Annotated in this window: 18 protein-coding genes; 10 read left to right on the top strand and 8 right to left on the bottom strand. The window is 69.7% G+C overall.

Features of this window, described 5'->3' with window-relative positions:
• Positions 1-3 precede the first annotated feature (3 nt).
• The 5 genes from FHG54_RS16155 to FHG54_RS16135 all read right to left on the bottom strand — a co-directional run bounded on the left by FHG54_RS16155 (position 4) and on the right by FHG54_RS16135 (position 5681).
• Positions 4-849 (bottom strand): M55 family metallopeptidase, encoded by an 846-nt coding sequence (locus FHG54_RS16155; protein WP_139418196.1) that lies wholly within the window; start codon positions 847-849, stop codon positions 4-6.
• Positions 846-1967: an o-succinylbenzoate synthase gene (menC, locus tag FHG54_RS16150; protein WP_139418195.1), complete on the bottom strand. Its 1122-nt coding sequence runs from the start codon at positions 1965-1967 to the stop codon at positions 846-848. The genes FHG54_RS16155 and menC overlap by 4 nt, the downstream gene beginning before the upstream one ends.
• Positions 1964-2782: a GNAT family N-acetyltransferase gene (locus FHG54_RS16145; RefSeq protein WP_139418194.1), complete on the bottom strand. Its 819-nt coding sequence runs from the start codon at positions 2780-2782 to the stop codon at positions 1964-1966. The genes menC and FHG54_RS16145 overlap by 4 nt, the downstream gene beginning before the upstream one ends.
• Positions 2779-3927 carry a M20 family metallopeptidase gene (locus tag FHG54_RS16140; RefSeq protein WP_233437809.1) on the bottom strand — a complete coding sequence of 383 codons (1149 nt, stop codon included), beginning with the start codon at positions 3925-3927 and terminating at the stop codon, positions 2779-2781. The genes FHG54_RS16145 and FHG54_RS16140 overlap by 4 nt, the downstream gene beginning before the upstream one ends.
• Before the next feature lie 134 nt (positions 3928-4061).
• A complete protein-coding gene (locus FHG54_RS16135) occupies positions 4062-5681 on the bottom strand; it encodes a PucR family transcriptional regulator (RefSeq protein WP_168197216.1) in 1620 nt (539 codons plus the stop codon).
• Between the two features lie 125 nt (positions 5682-5806).
• Here FHG54_RS16135 and FHG54_RS16130 point away from each other — a divergent pair, with 125 nt between their 5' ends.
• The 7 genes from FHG54_RS16130 (at position 5807) to FHG54_RS16100 (ending at position 14920) form a co-directional block, all read left to right on the top strand.
• A complete protein-coding gene (locus FHG54_RS16130; protein WP_232333678.1) occupies positions 5807-7201 on the top strand; it encodes an amidohydrolase family protein in 1395 nt (464 codons plus the stop codon).
• Positions 7198-8130, top strand: coding sequence for a serine hydrolase (locus FHG54_RS16125; protein WP_168197215.1), 933 nt, complete (start codon positions 7198-7200; stop codon positions 8128-8130). The genes FHG54_RS16130 and FHG54_RS16125 overlap by 4 nt, the downstream gene beginning before the upstream one ends.
• Before the next feature lie 168 nt (positions 8131-8298).
• Positions 8299-9885 (top strand): ABC transporter substrate-binding protein, encoded by a 1587-nt coding sequence (locus tag FHG54_RS16120; RefSeq protein WP_139418190.1) that lies wholly within the window; start codon positions 8299-8301, stop codon positions 9883-9885.
• Between the two features lie 9 nt (positions 9886-9894).
• A complete protein-coding gene (locus FHG54_RS16115) occupies positions 9895-10905 on the top strand; it encodes an ABC transporter permease (protein ID WP_139418189.1) in 1011 nt (336 codons plus the stop codon).
• Between the two features lies 1 nt (position 10906).
• Entirely contained in the window at positions 10907-12745 is a 1839-nt protein-coding gene (locus FHG54_RS16110; protein ID WP_139418188.1) for a dipeptide/oligopeptide/nickel ABC transporter permease/ATP-binding protein, read from the top strand.
• Positions 12742-13533, top strand: coding sequence for an ABC transporter ATP-binding protein (locus tag FHG54_RS16105; protein WP_139418187.1), 792 nt, complete (start codon positions 12742-12744; stop codon positions 13531-13533). The genes FHG54_RS16110 and FHG54_RS16105 overlap by 4 nt, the downstream gene beginning before the upstream one ends.
• Positions 13534-13549: 16 nt before the next feature.
• Complete coding sequence (locus FHG54_RS16100) at positions 13550-14920, top strand: serine hydrolase domain-containing protein (RefSeq protein WP_139418186.1); 1371 nt, start codon at positions 13550-13552, stop codon at positions 14918-14920.
• A 33-nt stretch (positions 14921-14953) separates the two neighbouring features.
• On the opposite strand, the gene FHG54_RS16095 is transcribed toward FHG54_RS16100, so the two are convergent.
• Positions 14954-15622, bottom strand: a complete 669-nt coding sequence (locus tag FHG54_RS16095; protein ID WP_168197214.1) for a GAP family protein — start codon at positions 15620-15622, stop codon at positions 14954-14956.
• 164 nt (positions 15623-15786) lie between these two features.
• A complete protein-coding gene (locus FHG54_RS16090; RefSeq protein ID WP_232333647.1) occupies positions 15787-16065 on the bottom strand; it encodes a Fe-S cluster assembly protein HesB in 279 nt (92 codons plus the stop codon).
• A gap of 228 nt (positions 16066-16293) precedes the next feature.
• Between FHG54_RS16090 and FHG54_RS16085 the strand changes: the two genes are divergently transcribed.
• Both FHG54_RS16085 and FHG54_RS16080 read left to right on the top strand, forming a co-directional pair.
• Positions 16294-18117 (top strand): DEAD/DEAH box helicase, encoded by a 1824-nt coding sequence (locus FHG54_RS16085; RefSeq protein WP_139418183.1) that lies wholly within the window; start codon positions 16294-16296, stop codon positions 18115-18117.
• Positions 18114-18527 carry a ribosomal maturation YjgA family protein gene (locus tag FHG54_RS16080; RefSeq protein ID WP_139418182.1) on the top strand — a complete coding sequence of 138 codons (414 nt, stop codon included), beginning with the start codon at positions 18114-18116 and terminating at the stop codon, positions 18525-18527. The genes FHG54_RS16085 and FHG54_RS16080 overlap by 4 nt, the downstream gene beginning before the upstream one ends.
• A gap of 33 nt (positions 18528-18560) precedes the next feature.
• Here FHG54_RS16080 and FHG54_RS16075 read toward each other — a convergent pair whose 3' ends face one another.
• A complete protein-coding gene (locus tag FHG54_RS16075) occupies positions 18561-20129 on the bottom strand; it encodes a glycosyltransferase (protein WP_139418181.1) in 1569 nt (522 codons plus the stop codon).
• Positions 20130-20302: 173 nt separating this feature from the next.
• Between FHG54_RS16075 and FHG54_RS16070 the strand changes: the two genes are divergently transcribed.
• Positions 20303-21256, top strand: coding sequence for a phosphodiesterase (locus FHG54_RS16070; protein WP_139418180.1), 954 nt, complete (start codon positions 20303-20305; stop codon positions 21254-21256).
• Positions 21257-21279 lie beyond the last annotated feature (23 nt).

Below are 21279 nucleotides of genomic sequence, written 5' to 3'. Positions count from 1 at the left end.
CGCTCACCGACGGTTGACGAGCGCGAGGTGCTCGGTCATCGAATTCGCCGTCAGCTGGTAGACGACGACGATGCACCCGACGACCGCGTCCGGGTTCGGAAGGGTGGCAGCCACCGTGAACGGCCCCGTGCGGCGCACTCCGGGAATGAACTGCGCAATGTCGGCGGCGGCGAGCGTGGGCAGGTCGATCTCCAGGTCGAGCACCTCGGGCACGGCCGGAACGCGGAGCCCCGCGGCCGCCGATACCGTGGCCTCCGAGGCAGCACGAATCGCCGCACAGGCCACTGACGGCGACATCGAATCCGCCGCGCTCCAGCCGAGCGCCCGCTTGACCTCGACGGTGCGAACACCCGGCATGCGGTCGCCGACGAGCGCACAGGTGACGTCATCACCGGTGACGAGACCGAGCGGCACGCCGGCCGCCGAGAGTTGCATGAGGTTCACGTCGGCTTCGGAGGCCGCAATGCCGTTCAGCCGCACCTCGGTGAAGTACGCCGAGAACGTGTGGGCGAGCACGCCCGGGCCGCCGGCCGGGGCGTGGTAGCCGATGAAGAGGGCGACGTCGTCGTCGGGGCTGACGCCGGCGGCCATGCACTGCAGCTTCGGCTTGCCCAGCACCAGCCTTGCTCTCGGGTCGAGGTCGGAGGGAATGAGGTTGTCCATGGTGCCGTGGCTGTCGTTGATCGTCACGGCCGTGGCCCCGCCCGCGAATGCCCCCGCGACGGCGGCGTTCGCCTCCGCGGTCATGAGTTCCTGCGCCGACGGGTAGCCATGCCCGCCGCGGCTGATCTGGTCACGGGTGGCGATGCCCGCGACGCCTTCCATGTCGATCGAGATGTAGACCTTCATCGCGTGATCTCCGTCGTGTCGAGGGTGAAGTCTGCGAGCGCTCCGGCGTCGACTTCGACACCGAATCCCGAGCCGGTCGGCACGTCGACGACGCCGTCGTGCATCACGACGGGCTCCGTGGTCACGTCGCGTGCGTAGAACCGGCCCGACCCCGAGATGTCACCGGGCAGCGTGAAACCGGGAAGAGCGGCGAGTGCGATATTGGCCGCTCGCCCGATGCCGGTCTCGAGCATGCCGCCGCACCAGACGGCGAGCCCGTTGGCGCGTGCAAGGTCGTGAATGCGACGGGCCTCGAGGAAGCCGCCGACCCGACCGGGTTTGATGTTGATGATCGATGCCGCGCCGAGCGCGATCGCGTCGGCCGCGACCTCGGTCGACACGATCGATTCGTCCAGGCACATCGGCGTCGCCATCCGGCGCGCGAGTTCTGCGTGCTGGCGCAGATCCTCCTCGCCGAGCGGCTGCTCGATGAGCAGCAATCGGAACTCGTCGAGGCGCCGGAGGTGCGCGGCATCCGCGAGTGTGTATGCCGTGTTCGCGTCGACCTGCAGCAGCGTCTCATCGCCGAAATGTTCGCGAACGGCCCGAACCTCGTCGATGTCGTGCCCTGGCTTGATCTTGAGCTTGATGCGCGCATAGCCCTCGTCGAGGTATCCGCCGACCGTGTCGATCAGCGCCGCGATGGAGGGCTGTATGCCGACCGACACGCCCGATGGCACGCTGTCTCGAGTGACGCCGAGGTAGTCGGCGAACGACTCACCGCGGTGCCGCAGTTGCGCATCGAGCGCCGCCATCTCGACCGCGGCCTTCGCCATCCGGTTGCCGACGATGGGCCGCAGATGCTCTGCGACGGTCTCGGCCGTGAACGCACCGGCATCGAAGAGCCTCGGCGCGATCCAGCGGCGGATCACCTCGGCCGCGCCGTCCGCGTACTCCGCGGAATAGACCGGCGCATCGAGCGCAACGCACTCGCCCCACCCGGTGACCACGTCGTCGCCGAACGCGGCACTGAGTTCGATCACCATCGGATGACGCACGGTCTGCGTGGAGAACGACGTGGTGAACGGTGCCACGAGCGGCATCTCGAGTCGGTGCAGCCGGATACCGAGCAACTTCATCCTGCGATCCTTTCGACGACGTAGTCCCCGGTGGCGCTGAACTCGACGACCGAGCCGCCGCCGACCATCGCCGCACCGAGGGTCTCGCGCACCGCCGTACGCCAGCGCCGGGCGAGGGCGGCATCGCTTCGCCGCATCGCCTCGATGTCGCGTGGCACGTGCACACTCACGCGGGCGGCATCGGGCCCAGGCGTCAATCGGCGAGGTTCGCCGTCTGCGTCCTCGACGAGCCAGGGAACCACCGGCACGCCCGGCGCATCCGCCATCGGCCCGGCAACCGGGCTCGGTCGGTCGAGCCGCCAGCGCAGCAGCACCCGGTCGGTCGCCTGGCCGGAGTTGATGCCGTCGACCATCTCGCCGTAGAAGTTCTCGAGGTATCGCTCTGCGCGTGCGCCGAGCTTGCGCAGGTTGAACGCCGCATTCCGACCCACGAGCGGGTCGAAGGTCCACGTCATCGTGCGGACGCCGCGCTCGAGGCACCACTCGCGCTGATGCTGCTTGATCGCGAGCCCCACGCCGCGCCCGAGCACTTCGGGCACCACTCCGACGATGTGCGAGTGCAGCACCGCGTCGAGCGGCGGCCCGAAGAACCCGACTCCGGCCCCGACGGCCTCACCATCGTGCTCGAAGAGCACCGCATAGTCACCCGCGTGCGCGAGGGCGATGACCATCCCCTGGTCGAGGTGGCTGGATCCGACCGAACCGCCCCAGACGCGATCGAGCACTGAGATGAGCCGCATCGCGTCGTGATCCGACTGCACGGGCACGGCGGTCAGCGATGGAGCCGATGCGGGCGCCTGGCGAACTCCGCTCATCGTGCGGCCCCCGCGAGGTCTTCGATGAGGGCCGCGACGAGGGCGGTGCGCTCGGGCAGGTGGTGCACGCGTACGTGCTCGTGGTCAGCGTGCGCCCCGGCGCCGACGGCACCGAGACCGTCGAGTGTCGGCACGCCGATTCCGGCGGTGAAGTTCCCGTCTGAACCGCCGCCGACGCTGACGCCGGCCAGATGCTCGATGCCGATCTCGGCGGCGACTCGTCGTGTTCGCTCGAAGAGCGCGGCGGATGCCTCGGGCTCCATGGGGGGCCGATTGGGACCACCCTCGACCGTGATCGATGCCCGCTCGAGCACGGGAGACAGACTGCGGATGGCCGAATCGACCCGATCCTGTTCCGCTCGCGTCGCCGCGCGCACGTCGACGCGCACCGAGGCCGTCGCGGGCACGGTGTTCTGTGCGGTGCCGCCGTCGACCACGGTCGGCGTCACGGTCGTGCCGTGCTCTGCCGCCCCGAGCGCGGCGATTCGCACGATCTGGTGTGCGAGTTCGACGACCGCGTTGACCCCGAGTTCGGGTTCGAGTCCGGCATGCGAGGCACGCCCGGTGATGACGACGCGGTAGGTCGACACGCCCTTGCGCGCGATCTTCAGGGCGCCGCCGTCTGCGGCAGCCTCGAGCACGAGCACACCGGCGCAACCTGCCGCCTCGGCCTCGATGAGCTCCCGTGAGGTCGGGGAGCCGAGTTCCTCATCGCCGGTGACGAGGAGCGTCACCCCGTCGAGCGCCGGGGTGTGTTCGAGTACCGCGGCGATCGCGTGGATTCCCGAGACGAGTCCGGCCTTCATGTCGAACGACCCGGGGCCGGTGAGGATGTCGCCTTCGACCTCGAACGGGATGCGTTCGAGGGTGCCGATCGGCCAGACGGTGTCGTGGTGGGTCAGGATCAGCACTCGACTCGGTCCATCGCCGAAGCGAACCCGCAGATGGGTGACTCCGTCGATAACGAGGGTCTCCGCCTCCGCGCCGAGGCGCTCGGCGATCAGTGCGCCGACCGCCCGTGCACTCCGTTCGACCGCAGCCAGGTCGGAGGAGGGAGATTCGATGACGACGAGTCGTCGGATGTCGTCGAGCAGGCGGCCGAGGGCGATGTCAGCCGGGATGACGCTCATGCTCACGTTCGACACGCTGGGATTCCTTCGCCTCGTCGGCCCGCATGACGCGGCTTCCAGTCAAGGTTCGCTGACGCGCGCCTGACGCTCTTCGTCGGTCCGTCCCAAAAACTCTGGCTCGTGTTGTCGGATCCGACGGGCGTCATGGCTCAGTCGCCGCGCAGGAGCCCGCGGTACCGCTCGAGGCGAAGCTGGAACAGCAGTTCGAATCGGGTGCGGGCGTCGTCGAGTTCGATGCCGGCTGCGGCGCCGATCTTCCGAAGCCGATAACGGAAGGTGTTCGGGTGCACGTAGAGCGAGGCCGCCGCCGCGGTCACGTCACCGAAGTGCTCGAGATACGCCGAGAGCGTCGGCACGAGCTCGATCCCGCTGCGTTCCTCTTCAGCCGCCAGGCGGTCGAGCGGGTGCGCCAGCGTTTCGTGCCGGCTGATCATGGTGTCGACGATCTCCAGCATCAGCGAGTCCACCTGCACGTCTCGCCAGTACGCGACCTGGCCCTCCGCTCGGGTCAGGCGGCTGACCCGCACGGCCGCGTCCGCCTGCCGGCGTGATCTCGCGAGTTGCGTGATGTCGGTGACGAGCTCGCCGTAGCCGATGGTGACGTCGGCGCGCGGCACTCGCCGTAACAGATCCTCGGCGAACCGCCGGGCGCCTGCCACGTGTGCTTCATCGGCAGATGCGGGGTCGCCGGCTCCGTGCACGGGGATCACCGCGTAGATCGTGCTTCCCACCTCGGCGACGGCCGCACGGCGGTTGACCGACGCGATGAAGCTCGCGAACACCCGAGAGAGGCTGCGCAGCGCGAGCCCGCCTTCGAGATCATCGCCGGTCGATCCGGTTCGCCGGATGGCCATGACGAAGGCGGGCGCGTCGCCGATGCCGAGCTCCCGCGCCGCCTCCGCGGCCGCCGAGCCGCCTTCGACGAGGCGAGTGACCAGCGAGAGCCGCGATTCGCCGTGCGCCTCGTCCGAGAGCCGACGCCTGAGCATCGAGAGTCCGACGACGTTGGACGCCTCGAGCATGCCGCGAGACTGCACGACGGAGAGGGGCCCGTCGACGACGGCCCAGATCGAGCCGAGCAGTTCCTCGCCTGCCTTGATGCGGATGGCGGCGCGGGGCCGGGCACCCTCGATGGTGGGCGTGACGAACACCGGCTGCGTGCTGGAGTACAGCTGGTCGAAGACGCCGGCCCGCGCGAGGATCTCGTTGTGCACCCGGGAGACCCGCCGCTCGAGGATGCTTCGCTTGCGGGGTTCGTCGGCGCGGTCCTGGTCGGAGGAGAACGCGAGGATCGCCGACGACATGTCCTCGATGGTCACCGGGCCGCCGACGAGCGCCGCGATCGAGTCTGCGAAATCGTGGAGCTCCGAGTCGCCGCGAGACTCCGACATCGTCGCCCCCATCTCGCCAGCGCCCTCGAGCTCGGCGGAGACGAGGCCGGAGAAACGCAGCCACGACATGGCAGGGCCGAGACTGAGCAGCGCGGTCGGCGCGACGGCCCGGGCGACGTCTTCCGCCGCGTCCACCGGGAGTGCGTCGGAACGAATGACGAGTGCGGCGGCGCCGGCCCAACGACCGGCGGCACGGTCGACGGCTTCTCGGCCCGTGAGCCCGATGCCGAGCACGAGGGCGCCCTCGGCATCCCACAGTTCGTCATCGGTCACGACGCCGGTGATGCTGCGATCGGTCTCGAACGGGATCACCGGCTCGAGCTGAGCGAAGCGATACCGGTCGAGCAACCTCGAGAGCGTGAGTTCGGGTGCGGCCACAGAACCTCCCTGTTCAGTCCAACAACTACCATGCCGGGTCATTGGCCGAGCCGACAAGAATCCGGCCTCCGATCCGACGACGCTGGAAGGGTGGTCGCAACGATCGAGGAGGTGCGTTGGCCGACGTGATGGACACCGTCGTGCGCGGCGGCACGCTCGTGACGGAGCGTGGCCTCGTCGAAGAGGACCTCGGAATCGTCGGCGAACGAGTCGCGCAGATCGGCGGGAGCATGCGCGGCAGAGCCGAACTCGACGGCCGCGGCACCTTCGTGGTGCCCGCCGCGATCGATCCGCACGTGCACCTCAGCACTCCCGCCATGCTGGCAGGCGCCGAGCCGACCTTCGCCGACGACATGCGCACCGGCACCCTCGCGGCGATCGCCGGCGGCGTCGGCACAGTGGGGCAGATGAGCTTTCCGCTCGACGGCGAGACCGTCGGTGCGGCCGTCGCGCGAGACCGGGCCGCGTTCGCGGAGCAGGCCACGACCGACTTCCTCCTGCATCCGAGCCTCGTCACCGTCGACGAGGCCTCGCTCGACGAACTGGCCGAACTCGGCGCTGCGGGGCACTCCGCGTACAAGATGGTGATGCCTGCGTTCGACTGGGACGGGAGCCGGATCATCGAGTCGATCCGGCGTGCCGCCGAGGCGGGCATGGTCGTCATGATCCACTGCGAGGACGAGGCCATCGTCCGCGCGGCGGGCGAGCAGCTCGAGCGCGCCGGGATGACCGGCATCGAGCACTACCCGGCGTCTCGACCGGTGCTCTCCGAGCGCGCCGCGGTCGAGCGCGCCGTGGCGATCGCCGAGTTCACCGGCGCGACGATCGATGTCGTGCACTGCTCATCCGCGGCGGCGCTCGAGGTGGCGACCGCAGCACGCCGGCGCGGCGTCGACGTGCACGTGGAGGCCCGCCCGGTCTACCTCTATCTCGACGAGTCGCGCTATGCCCGGCCAGATGCCGCGAGATACGTGGGAATGCCGCCGCTGCGCTCGCGCGACGATGTGCAGGCACTCTGGCGCGGGCTCGCCGACGGCTCGATCGACACGATCGGCAGCGACCACGCACCGTGGACCCTCGCCCAGAAGATGGATCCGGCACACAGCTTCGCGACGGTGCCGAAAGGCATGGCGGAGCTCGAGACCTTCCTGCCGCTGCTCTTCACCGAGGGCGTGCTCGGCGGCAGGATCGACCTCACCGCCCTGGTGCGGCTGACGGCCGGGAATCCGGCCCGACTGTTCGGCCTCCACCCCCGCAAGGGCGTGATCCGAGAAGGCGCCGACGCCGACCTCGTCGCCATCGACCCGGCCGACCGCCGGGTGATCGACGATCGGGAGCTGATCTCGCGTGCCGGCCACTCGCCGTATGAGGGGCGTGAGGCGAACGGATGGCCGCGATGGGTGGTCAGCCGCGGCGAGCTCGTGCTCGCCGATCGGGAGGTCCTCGCCCGGCCCGGCCGCGGAGTGGAGCAATTCCGAGCGAACGGCACCGCCGCCGGCGGCGCGGAAGGAGAACGATGACGGAACAGGCGCTGCGTGAGCGGATCGGCAGCATCGAGGCCGAACTCGGCGTCACGGCGACGATGCATGCGATCGACGTCGACACCGGTGAGGAGTTCGGCGTTGCGGCCGACGATCTGGTGGTGCCGGCCTCGATCTTCAAGGTGCCCGTTCTCACCGAGCTCTGCTGCCGCTTCGCCGACGGCTCGATCGACCCGGCACAGGGCATGTTCATCGCTCGCGAGGCGTTCCGAACGCCGGGAGACACCGGGCTCTCGGTGTTCCTCGACGACGTCACGCTCTCGGTGTTCCTCGACGACGTCACGCTCTCGGTTCGGGATCTGGCGGTGAGCATGATGTCGGTGAGCGACAACCGCGCGACCGACATCCTCATCGACCTCCTCGGCCTCGACGCCATCAACGAGCGCTCGCGCCGGCTCGGTCTCGAACAGACCGTGCTCGTCGAAGACTGCGCAGGCCTGTTCCGCACGATGGTGGAGGACGCCGGCGTCGATGTCGACGATCCGGCCTGGCAGCATCCGGATGATTCGTTGCGCGAGCGGCTCGCCGGCATGCGCGTGCTCGACGCGAGCGCGACGAATCGAACCACCCCGCGTGAGGTGACCGCGAGCCTCGCACTGCTCTGGGATGAGGGCGGAGTGCTCGCTCCGGCAGCGACGGCGGAGGCGCGGCGCATCCTCTCCCTCCAGGTGTGGCCGCACCGATTGAAGGCCGGATTCCCCGACTCGCGGATCCGCATCAGCGGCAAGACCGGCACGCTCCCGTATCTGCGCAACGAGGCGGGGATGATCGAATACCCCGACGGCGGCCGGTACGCGGTCGCCGTGTTCGTGCGCGAAACCCTCGAGGAGCCCCGCAACATCGACGCCGACCGTTCCATCGGCCTCATCGGTCGGGCCGTCGTGGATGAGCTTCGTTCACGCGTCTGATCTGCCCGGTCGTCCCACTGTCGGATCCGCCAACCACTTTCTCGCAGTTTGGTCGGGCGCGACAACAGCCGCCGGTTTGCCGGGTGTGATGCTGGTACGAACTCGGCCGAGCCCGACCGGGTCCGACGATCACATCCCGACAGCAACATCCGAACAGCAGGAGATCTCATGAACAAGACCCGATTCCTGAAGGTGGCCGCGGCGACCTCAGCCGGCGTGCTGCTCCTCGCCGGCTGCTCCGCTGGAGGAGGTGATGACGGATCTTCGAATGGCACGTTCGTCTTCGGCCTCACCGACGATCCGGGCAACCTCAATCCATTCATGACCACCGCGAACGCCGCCCGCGAAGTCACGGGGTTCATGTACGACAACCTCGTGTTCTTCGATCCCGAGACCGGTGAGGCAAGCCCGTGGCTCGCGGAGTCGTGGGAGGAGTCGTCCACCGAAGTGACGTATCACCTCAAGGAAGGGGTGACCTGCGAAGACGGCAGCGAGCTCACGCCGGAGGTGGTCGCGGCCAACTTCAACTGGGTCACCGACGTCGAGAACGAATCGGCCATCAACGGGGTGCTCGTGCCCGCCGACGCGACCGCCGAGTTCGACAACGATGCCGGAACCGTCACGGTGAGCGTCACGGCGCCGTCTTCGTTCCTGCTCACCCAGACTGGCGCGCTCGAGATCATGTGCCAGCCGGCACTCGACGACCCGGATGCCGCGTCCGCCGCGTCCGTCGGCACCGGCCTGTACCAGCTCACCGAAGCGGTGACCGGCGATCACTACACGCTCACGAAGCGTGACGGCTACACGTGGGGACCCGAGGGCGGCAACACCTCCGAGACGGAGGCCGCGCCCGACGAGGTGACCATCCGCGTCATCGAGAACGTCAGCACGGCGGCGAACCTGCTGCTCGCAGGCGAGCTCAACGCCGCCACGGTCACCGGCCCCGACGAAGATCGTGTCGCGGCATCCGCCGAGGTCGGGCGCCGAGTCTCGCTCATCCAGGGTCAGTGGTACTTCTCGCAGCTCGAGGGCAAGCCGACGGCCGATCCGAACGTGCGGCTCGCGCTCGCCAAGGCCATCGATTTCGAAGCGCTCACGCAGGTCATCACCGATGGGAAGGGCTACCGCGCGGAACGCCTCGCCATGATGGCTCCCAACCAGTGCCCCTACGACGCAACCGACGGTGCCGTGCCCGACTACGACGTCGCCGCGGCCGAGAAGCTGCTCGATGAGGCCGGCTGGGTGAAGGGCGCCGACGGCATGCGCGCCAAGGACGGCCAGCCCCTCACGCTCAGCATGCTCTTCACCGTTTCCGAGACGATGTCTGCGGCCATGGAGCTGGCCCAGCAGGAGTACGCCAAGGTCGGCGTCGACCTGCAACTCGACGGCGGCGACGTGAACTTCAAGCTCTCCAAGCTCTACGACGAGGGCAACCTGGGCAGCTTCGACATCGCCGACGCGGCCATCAACGCCTGGCTGCCGAGCATCATGGTGCCGTGGAACACGGGTGCGCTGCCTCCGGGCGGCCGCAACTCAGCGGGTATCGACAACCCGGTCTACAACGAGAAGATCGCTGCGGCCGGAGAGCTCGCGGGTGTCGAATCGTGCGACCTCTGGAAGGAAGCCGAGCAGGCGCTCTACGAAGCGGCCGACACGATCCCGTTCGCTGCGCAAGACGAGGTGACCTACCTCAACGGTGCTGAACTCGCGTTGCCGAACACCCTGATCGGCCCCTCGATCCAGATGAAGGGCTGAGCACCCTCGATGACCGACACGACGACGGCCCCGGCGGCCGCTCCCGCGGCGCCTCCCCGCGCACGGGCCGGCCGCCGGGTCTGGATCCGCTACGGATTCCGCCGCCTGGGTCACTTCGTCGTGTCGGTCATCGTGCTCGTCACCGCGGCCTTCCTGATGGTGCAGCTCATCCCGGGAGATCCGGCACAGACGTCGGCCGGCCCGAATGCGACGCCCGAGCTCGTCGAACAGCGGCGCGTCGAGCTGGGCCTCGACCTCCCGCTCTGGCTGCAGTACCTTCGCCTCTGGAGCGGACTGTTCTCGGGCTCGATGGGCGAGTCGATCACGCTTCGGGTGCCGGTCGCCGAGGTGATGGCATCTCGGCTGCCGGCCACGCTGGAACTGGCGGCCATCGCGGTGGCCATCGTGCTGCTCGTGGGCATCCCGCTCGGACTCGCGGCGGGCGCCTTGACGCGTCGCGGACGCCGGCGCCCGCTGGAGGTGACGTACACCTCCTTCGCGACCGTGTTCTCGGTCATACCCGAGTTCCTCCTCGGCGTGGGGCTCGTCTACCTCTTCGCGGTGTCGGCGCAGGTGCTTCCGGTCGCCGGTCGCAGCGGGGCGAGTTCGTACATCCTCCCTGTCGCTGCGCTGGCGATCGGCGGAATCGCGGCCATCTCGCGCATCGTGCGCGCTGAGACGCTCGTCGTGCTCGAGCAGGAGTACGTGCGCACCGCCCGCGCCAAGCGGATGCCGGCGCCGCGGCTCTACCTTCGCCACGTGCTGCCCAACATCCTGACGTCGACGCTGACGATCTCGGGCCTGCTCCTGGGCGGCATGATCGCCGGCACGGTGCTCGTGGAGAACATCTTCGCCTGGCCGGGCCTCGGCACGACGATCGTGCAATCGATCCAGCAGAAGGACTACCCGCTCATCCAGGCGATCGTCGTCTTCTACGGCGCGGTGATCCTCGTCATCAACCTGGTCGTCGACCTCGTACTCATCGCCATCGACCCGCGCACTGCGCTGAAGGACGGCTGACATGTCCACCCGCCGCCTGCGCTCCGCGATCGCCTCACCGCTCGGCATCGCGACGACGATCGGGGTGCTCGGCGTGCTCGCCGTGGCCGTGGTCGCACCGATGATCTGGGGCGAGCAGGCGAGCATCTCCGACCCCGGTCAGATCTCTCAGCCGCCCTCACCCGAGCATCCGTTCGGCACGGATGCCGGCGGGCGCGACGTGCTGCTGCGCACGCTCGTCGCCACGCAGCTCTCGGTCGCCATGGCGCTGTGCGCAACGGCGATCGGCGTCTGCTTCGGCATCTTCTTCGGCCTGGTTCCGGCCATGCTCGGCACACGCACGTCGCGACTCGTCGTCTCGTCGATCAACATCGCCGTCGCCTTCCCGGCCCTGCTGCTCGCGATCGGGCTGGCCGTGGTGCTCGGGCAGAGCGCGCTGAGCGCGGTCATCGCGATCGGGGCGGCGATGACGCCCGACTACGCCAGGTTGACGTACACGCTGAGTGCCTCGGTGCTCGGCCGCGACTACGTCGCCGCAGCGCATGTGCTCGGCGTGCCGCGGTGGACGATCATGTTCCGGCATGTGCTGCCCAACATCCGCGACCCGCTGATCGTGCGCGCCACGATCAGCGCGGGCGCCAGCCTCGTGGCGTTCGCGAGCCTCTCCTTTCTCGGCCTCGGCGTGCAGGCGCCCGACTACGACTGGGGGCGCCTCCTCGGCGAGGGTCAGACCCGCATCTTCGTGAGCCCGGCGTCGGCGCTCGTGCCCGGTGCCGCGATCGTGATCGCCGGGCTCGTCTTCACGCTCTTCGGCGAGTTCCTCGCCAAGAACCTCCCCGGCACCGGTTCGGTGCGCACACCGCGCGGCGCCAGGCGACCGCCGCAACCCCACGCCGATCACAACACCGACGGCGCGCTGCCGGAAGACACCGAGCGGGTGCTCAGCGTGCGCGACCTCGTCGTGTCGGCTCCGGCGGAGGCAGGTTGGACCCACCCGGTTCAGAGTATCTCCTTCGACGTCGCCCGCGGCGAGATCCTCGGGATCGTCGGCGAGTCCGGTTCTGGCAAGAGTCTCAGCATGATGTCGATCGCGGGCCTCACCGACCTTCCGCTCCGCGCATCCGCCGGCCGGCTCGAGTTCGACGGCGTCACGCTCGCCGGGCCGGGGGAGATCTCGGCGGATGCCGTCAACCGGCGCCACGCGCGGCTGCTCGGAACCCGACTCGCGATGGTCTTCCAGGACCCGATGTCGTCGCTGAATCCGGCGCTCAAGGTCGGCCCGCAAGTGGCGGAGATCGCGCAACTCCATGAGGGCGCGAAACGACGCACTGCGCTGCAGCGGGCGATCGATCGACTCCGCGCCGTGCACATCCCCCGTCCTGAGCAGAGTGCGCAGCAGTACCCGCACGAGTTCTCTGGCGGCATGCGCCAGCGGGCGATGATCGCGATGGGATTGATGGGCACGCCGAAGCTGATCATCGCCGACGAGCCGACCACGGCCCTCGACGTGACGGTGCAGAAGGGCGTCCTCGGCCTCCTCACCGAGATCAACCGCACCGATGACACGGCGATCGTGCTCATCTCCCACGACATCGCCGTCATCACCGCCGTCTGCACTCGTGTGCTCGTGATGTACCGCGGACGCATCGTCGAGGCGGTCTCCGTCGACGATCTGGTGGGCGGTCGGGCGCGGCATCCGTACACCAGGGCGCTCCTCGATTCGGTGCCCACGATGGACGGCGACCGTTCGGAGCGGCTGGCGACCATCCCGGAGGATCGAGTGTTCGACATCGACATCGACATCGACGCCGATTCCGATTCCGATGCCGATGCCGATCGACCCGTGGAGGTGGTCGGATGAGCACGCTCGCCTTCCGCGACGTGACCGTCGTATTCGGTCACGGGCACGCCGCCGTCCATGCGGTGCGGAACGTCTCCCTCGAGGTTGCGTCGGGGTCGATCACCGGGCTCGTCGGCGAATCAGGCTCGGGCAAGTCGACCCTCGCGCGCGCAGCGGTCGGACTGCACGAACCCACGACCGGCAGCATCACGCTCGACGGCGTCGAGATCGCGAACGCCCGCGGAGACGCAGCCCTGGTCCGGCGGCGCATCCAGATGATCTTCCAGGACCCGAACTCGTGCCTCGACCCTCGCCGGAGCGTCGGCGACACCCTCGGCGAAGCGATCGTCGCCCGGGCGAGGCGCCAGCGAGAGCGAACGCCGAGAGGCGGCGACCGACGACGCGAGACCGCCCGATTGCTGGAAGCGGTTCGGCTGCCGGCCACCTTTTCGACGCGACTCCCGAACGAGCTCTCGGGTGGTCAGCGCCAGCGGATCGCCATCGCGCGTGCGCTCGCCGCCGGACCCGAGGTGATCCTCGCCGACGAGATCACCTCGGCGCTCGACGTCTCGGTGCAGGGATCGGTGCTGAACCTCCTCGTCGACCTGCAGCGTGAACTCGGTCTCACCGTGCTGTTCGTGAGCCACAATCTCGCCGTCGTGCGGCACGTCTGCGACCGCGTCGCAGTGATGCTGCGTGGCGAGCTCGTCGAGGAGGGTGACGTGCTCTCCGTGCTCGAGCGTCCGCGCGAGGAGTACACCCGGCAGCTCATCTCGGCCGTTCCGCAGATCGGCGTGCCGCTCCTATGACCGCGAGCAGCGCGCGATGACGGCGGGCGACGCCGACGGATGGCGGAACGAACTCGATCGGCTCCGGCAGCGTCATGACGTACCGGGTGCGCAACTCGGCATCCTCCGGCTCGGCCGCGGCGGTGACGAACACGACCGAACGCTCGTCGAGAGCGGAGTGCTCGACATCGCCACGGGCGACCCGGTGCGTCGCGACTCCTCGTTCCAGATCGGGTCGATCACGAAGGCGTGGACGGCCGCCGCCGCTTTGCGGCTGGACGAACTGGGCGTTCTCTCGGTCGCGGCACCGGTGCGTGCGGTGCTGCCGTCGCTCGCCCTCGCCGATCCCGCGGTCGCCGAAGAAGTGACGCTCGCCGACCTGCTCGCCCATCGCAGCGGCATCGTGGGCGACCGATTCCGCGAGACCGGCGACGACGACCTCGCCATCGCCCGATACGTCGACGACCTCGGCGATGCCGAGCAGGTGCACCCGCTCCGCGAACGGTTCTCGTACGGCAACGCCGGCTACGTCATCGCGGGGCGAGCGATCGAGGTCGCCGCCGGCATGCCATGGCGTCGGGTCGTGCACGAGCTGATCGACCGCCCGCTCGGCCTCGAGCGGGTTGCCGCCCCGACCCGCGCCGAAGATGTCGAGGCTCCGGCCATCGGCCATGTCTTCCGGGCGGACGGTCGGCTCACCCGGGCGGAGCCGTGGTCGATTCCGCCCGGCATGGCACCGGCCGGCATTCTCACGACGGATGCCGCGAGCGTGCTCGATCTCCTGGCGATGACGATGCGCGGCGGCACGACCGGCGACGGGCAGCGGGTGCTGTCCGCGGCGACGGTCGCGGCGATGTGCTCGCCCGCCATCCGCACCGCCGTGCCCGGCATCGACGCTTGGGGTCTCGGCTGGATGATCGAACGCTGGGATGACGCGAAGGTGTTCGGGCACGACGGCGGCACGAACGGGCAGTTCGCCTTCGCGCGCGCCGTGCCATCCGCGGGTTGCGCGTTCGTGCTCCTGACGAACGGCGGGCGTGCGCGTCCCTTCTTCGACGAGCTGATGCCGATGCTCGCGCGCGAGGTTGCCGGCCTGAACGGTCCGGTCGCACCCGCCCCCGCCGACGTCGCCGCGGCCGACGGCACCTCGGGCCTGTTCCCCTCCGGCGCTGCGGGGAGGTACCGCAATGGCGACAGCGACCTCGTCATCGACGTCGACGGCCGGCGTGCCGCAGCGGAGCTCCTCGAGGCGGGAGAGAATCCCGCCATCGGGTCGGCCGTCGTTCCCGCAGCATCCGGTGCCGGATTCGTGTGGCAACGCGATGGCGAGTCGTTCTGGCGCACGCTGGTTCCGGATGCCGCAGGGCTCGGCGTGCAGTTCGGACTCCGATTCATGCGGCGTGCATGATGACCGAGGCGACTCACCCGGCCGGGGGTGCCGTCACAGCCGGGCGATCCCCGACCCGATGATGAACACGCCGACGAGCAGCAGGATGAGCGACGTCACGACCCTGTTGTTGCGGCCGAGCCACTCCTGCATCGACAGCAGTCTGGGCTGCATGCCCTTCGCATCGACGAGCGTCGCGATGACCGGCACCGCCACGGTGGATGCCCCGATGACCGTGTAGACGACGATCGCGATCACCGACTCGGTGACGGTGAGACCGGCACCGCGCACGGCGAGACCGGCCGCGATCGCGAGCAGGATCTCTTTGGGGCGGATGTTCAGGGCCGCTCCCAGGCCGAACGCGCTCCACGGTCCGATGGAGGTCAGCTTGCCGAGCCAGGCGGGCATGCCGTCGACCGGATTCCGTCGGGCGCGTCGCCACGAGACGATCGCGATGACGATGAGAGCCGCGCCGACGGCGATCTCGGCGATGCCGACCGCCGTGGCCGGCTGCCGATCGGAACGTGGCGTCGGCACTGCCTGCGCCGAGAGGGTGGTGATGACGACCAGCATGACCATGCCGAGCACCCACCCGATGAGGAAGGGAGCGGCGGACGCTCCGCGCCGCGGCGAGAGCAGGATGACGATCGTCGCCATGATCGGCACGGAACTGATCGCGACGGCGAGCGCGATCGGAAGGATGTGCCCGATTGCCTGCAGCATTCCGCTGCACCCCCTGACTGGTGGCGACACCGCGACACCTGAACGGCACGCGGCGTCCGCGGCGCCGCTGACCATACGATATCGGAGGTCGAGGCGCGCGCTCGGGCGTACAGACGAACGCCCCCGCGATCCGAGGATCGCGGGGGCGCCGGCGCGGCATCCGGTCAGGGTTGCTGCGGCATGATGTCGAACGCGACGCGGCCGTCGTCGGCGACCCGAGCGTCGAGCGTCTTGTCGTCGAGCGACTTCGTGGCCACCGTTCCGAGGAAGACGCGCGCGCCATCCTGCTCGACGACGACGTCGCTCTCCTCTGGAGTCGGGACGATCGCCACGGCGAACTCCGTGCCGCCGCCGTCCTCGGCCTCGATGCGCAGTCCGGCGCTGTCGGGGCCGCCGTTCCGGGAGACGATCTCCTTGACGACCGTGCTTGCGGTATCGGTCATTGTCAGCATGCTGATCCTCCTCTGCGATCACGAACCGGCCACGATTCCCTATTCGCGGGCATTTCGCCACCCCTTGCGTTCGGCGCGTGGAGGCCGCATACTGTGCGACCTCGGGCCGCGAGCCGCCGCGAGCCGCCGCGAGCCGCCGCGAGCCGCCGGGAAACATCGGAAGCGACCGCTTCAGTCGCGCTCCGTGCGGCTTCCCAGCCCGGCGGTCTACTCTGAAGGGTGACTTCCGAAGACCTTTCCGCCCCGGCAGTGGCCCCTGAAGAGCCCGCCGCGACGACATTCTCCGACCTCGGCCTCGATGGCGCGGTGCTCAAGGCGCTCGCCGACGTCGGTTACGAGACGCCCTCCGCGATCCAGGCCGCAACGATCCCGACCCTGCTCGAGGGGCGCGACGTGGTCGGCCTCGCGCAGACCGGCACCGGCAAGACGGCCGCGTTCGCGCTGCCCATCCTGGCGCGCCTCGACCTCTCCCAGAAGACGCCGCAGGCCCTCGTGCTGGCCCCCACGCGCGAGCTCGCACTCCAGGTCTGCGAGGCGTTCGAGAAGTACGCCGCGCACCTCAAGGGCGTGCACATCCTGCCCGTCTACGGCGGTCAGGGCTACGGGGTGCAGCTCTCGGCGCTGCGCCGCGGAGTGCACATCGTCGTCGGCACCCCGGGCCGCATCATGGACCACCTCGACAAGGGCACCCTCGACCTCTCGGAACTCACCTACCTCGTGCTCGACGAGGCCGACGAGATGCTGAAGATGGGCTTCGCCGAAGATGTCGAGACGATCCTCGCCGACACCCCCGACACCAAGCAGGTCGCGCTGTTCTCCGCGACCATGCCCGCCGCGATCCGTCGCATGTCGAAGCAGTACCTGAACGATCCCCAAGAGATCACCGTCAAGACGAAGACGCAGACGTCGGCGAACATCAGCCAGCGCTACCTCATCGTGTCGTACCAGCAGAAGGTCGACGCCCTCACCCGCATCCTCGAGGTCGAGAACTTCGAGGGCATGATCGTCTTCGTGCGCACGAAGAGCGTCACCGAAGAGCTCGCCGAGAAGCTCCGTGCCCGCGGGTACTCGGCCGCCGCGATCAACGGCGACATCGCACAGGTGCAGCGTGAGCGCACGGTGAACCAGTTGAAGTCGGGCAAGCTCGACATCCTGGTCGCCACGGATGTCGCGGCGCGCGGCCTCGACGTCGAGCGCATCAGCCACGTGGTGAACTTCGACATCCCGCCCGACAGCGAGCCCTACGTGCACCGCATCGGCCGCACGGGGCGTGCCGGCCGCACGGGCGACGCGATCAGCTTCGTCACCCCGCGCGAGCGGGGCCTCCTCGCCCGCATCGAGAAGGCCACGCGTCAGCCGATCGTGCAGATGCAGCTGCCGAGCGTTGACGACGTCAACGTCACGCGCCTCGCCCGCTTCGACGACCGCATCACCGCGGCGCTCGACCAGAACGAGCGCATCAACGGGTTCCGCGACATCATCGCCCACTACGTACGTAATCACGATGTGCCCGAAGCGGATGTCGCGGCCGCACTCGCCGTCGTGGCGCAGGGCGAATCGCCCCTCCTGCTGGAGCCCGAGCCCGAGCGCCCGAAGCGTGCCGAGCGTGAGTGGACCGAGCGCCCGCCCCGCGGCGACCGACCCGACCGCTTCGATCGCGGCGACCGCTTCGATCGCGGCAGCCGCCCCGAGCGCCGCCAGCGGCCGAGCAGCGGCCCGATGGCGACCTACCGCATCGCCGTCGGCAAGCGCCACAAGGTCGAACCGCGCCAGATCGTCGGCGCACTCGCGAACGAAGGCGGTCTCAGTCGCGAGGATTTCGGCGCGATCCAGATCCGCCCCGAGTTCTCACTCGTCGAGTTGCCGGCCGACCTGCCGCGAGAGACGCTCGAGCGACTCGACGCCACCCGCATCTCGGGGCGGCTCATCGAGCTGCGGCCCGATCGCGGCGGCCCGGCGCGGCGCTCGAATGATCGCGATCGCGGCGGCGATCGCCACGGCGACGGCGGCAAGCCGTTCCGCAAGCCCCGTCACAAGGGGTGAGCGCGCAGCAGGCGCCGGCGTCGATCGGTGCTGCGTGCCTCCGTGTGCGAGCGCTCGTGGCCGCGGTCGCCTGCCTCGCGATCGGCGCGGGCCTGCAGTTCGTGCCACGCACGGTGGTCGTCGATCTCCTCGGCAGCGTGCTCTACGTGGGGCTCATCGCGTTCCTGCTCCGTGCAGTCTGGCCGCGACTGGGCGACGCGACGAGCGCGGCAGCGGCGTTCGCCGTTGCGGCGACGATCGAACTCCTCCAGCTCACCGGGTTGCCGCAGCGGCTCGTCGAGGTGTTCCCACCGGCCCGCCTCGTCTTCGGCAGTTCGTTCGACCCGATCGACCTGCTCGCCTACGCGGTCGGCGCGTTGCTCGCGTTCGCGGCGCAGCGGCTGCTGTTCCGACGGCGGTCGGATTCCTGAAACCGGCGGGGGCCGCGCCATCGACCGACCGCTTCAGCGCGAGCGCCTGATCGACCGCGCGACCCGGTCGATCCCGGCGACGCCGCGGGCGCCGAGCGAGCGCACCCGCCGGGGCATCGGCACCTTCGCGGCCAGGTTGCGAGCGCCGCGGAACAGTCTCCCGTGCCGAGACTCGCGCCGAGCCACGGCCCGGCGGAGTTCACGTGCCCAGATACGGGTCACCCGCTCTTCGTCGAACCGGCGGGCGCTCCGCACCGCGGCGGCCCGCATGCGGGCGACCCGTCGCGGCGACATCCGTTGCAGTCGAACGATCGCATCGGTGAGGGCGTCGACATCGCCGGCGGGCACGAGGAAGCCGTTTCGTCCGTCGCGGATGAGGTCGGCCGGGCCGTAGGGGATGTCGTAGGCGATCGGCAGGCACCCGGCGGCCATGGCCTCGACGAGCACGAGCGGGAACCCCTCGGAGTGCGAGGTCAGCAGGAGGAACGACGCGCTCGAGAGGTGCCGGCGCGCGTCGGGATCGTAGCCGTGGAGCGAGACCACCGCCCGGTCGACGATGCGACGCTCGAGGGCCGCACGGCTCTCGCCGTCGCCGTAGACGTCGAGGCGCACGCTCGCGCCGGCCAGTGGACCGGCCGCCTGGATCGCGTCGACCGCGTGCGAGACCCGCTTGCGCCGGGTGAGCGCCGCGAGCACGATGCCGCGGGCCGGGTCGCGGGGCCGCGAGGAGGGCGGCGCCACCTGCGGCTGCATCATCGGCGGCGCCGGCCGTGGATTCGGGATCACCACGAGCTGCTCGTGTCGGCCCACGAGCTGTTCGAGATCGGCGCGTTGCCGGTGCGAGAGCACCGCCACGAGGTCGAAGTCGTCGATGCGCTCGAGCGCTTCGCGCCGCGACCGGCGGATCGGGTGGTCGTCGCCCTCTGGCGAATGGTGCGAGGCATGCACGACATGCGCGTTGATCACGTGCGGGCGACGGTAGTCGAGCATGAACGGAGCAACGGTCTTGCTGTCGATGATCATGAAGCTCTGCTCGCCCGCGGTCAGTGCGTCGAGCCAGGCGCGGTAGAGCGGCCACACCTGACGCCATGAGCGCACCGGCCGGCCCTCGCGGTCGCACAGCACCACGGATCGGCCGCCGGGCACGCCGCGTTCCCTGGCGTCTCTGCGGTCGCTCAATAGCAGCGTGCCGTCGTCGCGGTAGTGGTCGGTCTGCAGCGGGCTGCCGTCGGCCCCGAGCCGCGAACGACTCGTCACGAGGTCACCGCGCCGCGCGGCATCCGCCGGCTCGTCAGGGGTGAGCGGGGTGAACACGTCGCGGTCGAGGCGAAGCGACCCGCCGGGCAGCGGATGCGTCCGAAGCCAGTCGTAGAGGTTCGAGACCCGCACCCCGGGCGTCAGCGCCCCGCGCTCGCGAAGGGCGTGTTCGACATCGGGGGTGTCGGGCCGAGCATCGAAGGTGAGCACCTCGACCTCGACGCCGTCGACGCGGTCGAAGGCCGCTGATCGGCGCAGCAGCGCGTCGGTCATTCCGCCGAAGTCGTCGGGGATCGACCACGTGACGGCGAAGTGCCGGCCGTCGGGCAGGTGGTGCCGGCTCATGCAGGCCGCCGGTGGTGCGTGGTTCTGACGGACACGATCCGAGCCTAACCCGCGCCGTGCTCCGAAGCTGGATTCGAGACTCCGGCACATGCCGCGTTCATGCGCCGTTCAGAATCGCGTGGTCGGCTAGTGTGCATGCCAGACGCCCGAGGTTGCGCGTCGACCTCCGATCGATGGGACGAATCGTGATCACCCGTACGGCCGAGTACCCCCGGCCGGACCACTTCCTCCTCCATATCAGCGACACCCACATGCTCGCCGGCGGCGGCATGCTCTACGACCGGGTCTCGAGCGAGCGGCACCTCGAGGCTCTGTTCGAGGAGTTCGAGGCATCGGGCGGCCGCCCCGAGGCGATCGTCTTCACGGGCGACCTCGCCGACAAGGGCGAGCCAGATGCATACGACCGCATCCGGCGCATCGTCGACCCCGTCGCCGAACGGCTGGGCGCCCGGGTCATCTGGGTCATGGGCAACCACGACGACCGTGCGGCGTTCCGGAGCGGGCTGCTGGGCGAGCGCGGCGACGCGCGACCGGTCGACCGGGTCGACGACGTCAACGGGTTGCGCGTCATCACGCTCGACTCCACGGTGCCGGGTCATCACCACGGGGCGATCGCTCCCGAGCAGCTCGACTGGCTCGCCGAGGAGCTCTCGATTCCGGCGCCGCACGGCACGGTCCTCGCCATGCACCACCCGCCGATGCCGAGCGTGCTCGACCTCGCGGTCGCCGTCGAGCTGCGCGATCAGGGCGCGCTCGCCGAGGTCGTCGAGGGCAGCGACATCCGCTCGATCATCGCCGGCCATCTGCACTACTCCTCGACCGCGACCTTCGCGGGTGTGCCGGTCTCGGTCGCCTCGGCCAGTTGCTACACGCAAGACCTCAACGTGCCCGTCGGCGGCACCAGGGGCCGCGACGGCGCCCGCGCCTTCAACCTGGTGCACGTGTACCCGACGACCGTGCTGCACTCGGTCGTGCCCCTCGGCGCGTACGCCGCGCTCGACTGGGTCGACGCCGAAGAGAGCGCGCGGCGCCTCGCCGCTTCCGGCATCGGCATCGGGGATGCCGCGAGCCCGCCGGTGCCGAATGAGCCGCCGTTCACCGTGCCCGCTCCGATGCTCGCCGGCTGAGCGTCGCGAGCTCGCTCCGACGG

The organism is Agromyces laixinhei (genome assembly GCF_006337065.1).
Classification (GTDB): domain Bacteria; phylum Actinomycetota; class Actinomycetes; order Actinomycetales; family Microbacteriaceae; genus Agromyces; species Agromyces laixinhei.
This window is presented reverse-complemented; position numbering and strand designations above follow the sequence as displayed.

Bases quoted from the DNA above. Each gene is read 5' to 3' on its own strand.
- FHG54_RS16155 (WP_139418196.1), bottom strand. From the start codon at position 849: ATGAAGGTCTACATCTCGATCGACATGGAAGGCGTCGCGGGCATCGCC.
- menC (WP_139418195.1), bottom strand. From the start codon at position 1,967: ATGAAGTTGCTCGGTATCCGGCTGCACCGACTCGAGATGCCGCTCGTG.
- FHG54_RS16145 (WP_139418194.1), bottom strand. From the start codon at position 2,782: ATGAGCGGAGTTCGCCAGGCGCCCGCATCGGCTCCATCGCTGACCGCC.
- FHG54_RS16125 (WP_168197215.1), top strand. From the start codon at position 7,198: ATGACGGAACAGGCGCTGCGTGAGCGGATCGGCAGCATCGAGGCCGAA.
- FHG54_RS16120 (WP_139418190.1), top strand. From the start codon at position 8,299: ATGAACAAGACCCGATTCCTGAAGGTGGCCGCGGCGACCTCAGCCGGC.
- FHG54_RS16115 (WP_139418189.1), top strand. From the start codon at position 9,895: ATGACCGACACGACGACGGCCCCGGCGGCCGCTCCCGCGGCGCCTCCC.
- FHG54_RS16110 (WP_139418188.1), top strand. From the start codon at position 10,907: ATGTCCACCCGCCGCCTGCGCTCCGCGATCGCCTCACCGCTCGGCATC.
- FHG54_RS16105 (WP_139418187.1), top strand. From the start codon at position 12,742: ATGAGCACGCTCGCCTTCCGCGACGTGACCGTCGTATTCGGTCACGGG.
- FHG54_RS16100 (WP_139418186.1), top strand. From the start codon at position 13,550: ATGACGGCGGGCGACGCCGACGGATGGCGGAACGAACTCGATCGGCTC.
- FHG54_RS16095 (WP_168197214.1), bottom strand. From the start codon at position 15,622: ATGCTGCAGGCAATCGGGCACATCCTTCCGATCGCGCTCGCCGTCGCG.
- FHG54_RS16090 (WP_232333647.1), bottom strand. From the start codon at position 16,065: ATGACCGATACCGCAAGCACGGTCGTCAAGGAGATCGTCTCCCGGAAC.
- FHG54_RS16075 (WP_139418181.1), bottom strand. From the start codon at position 20,129: ATGAGCCGGCACCACCTGCCCGACGGCCGGCACTTCGCCGTCACGTGG.
- FHG54_RS16070 (WP_139418180.1), top strand. From the start codon at position 20,303: ATGGGACGAATCGTGATCACCCGTACGGCCGAGTACCCCCGGCCGGAC.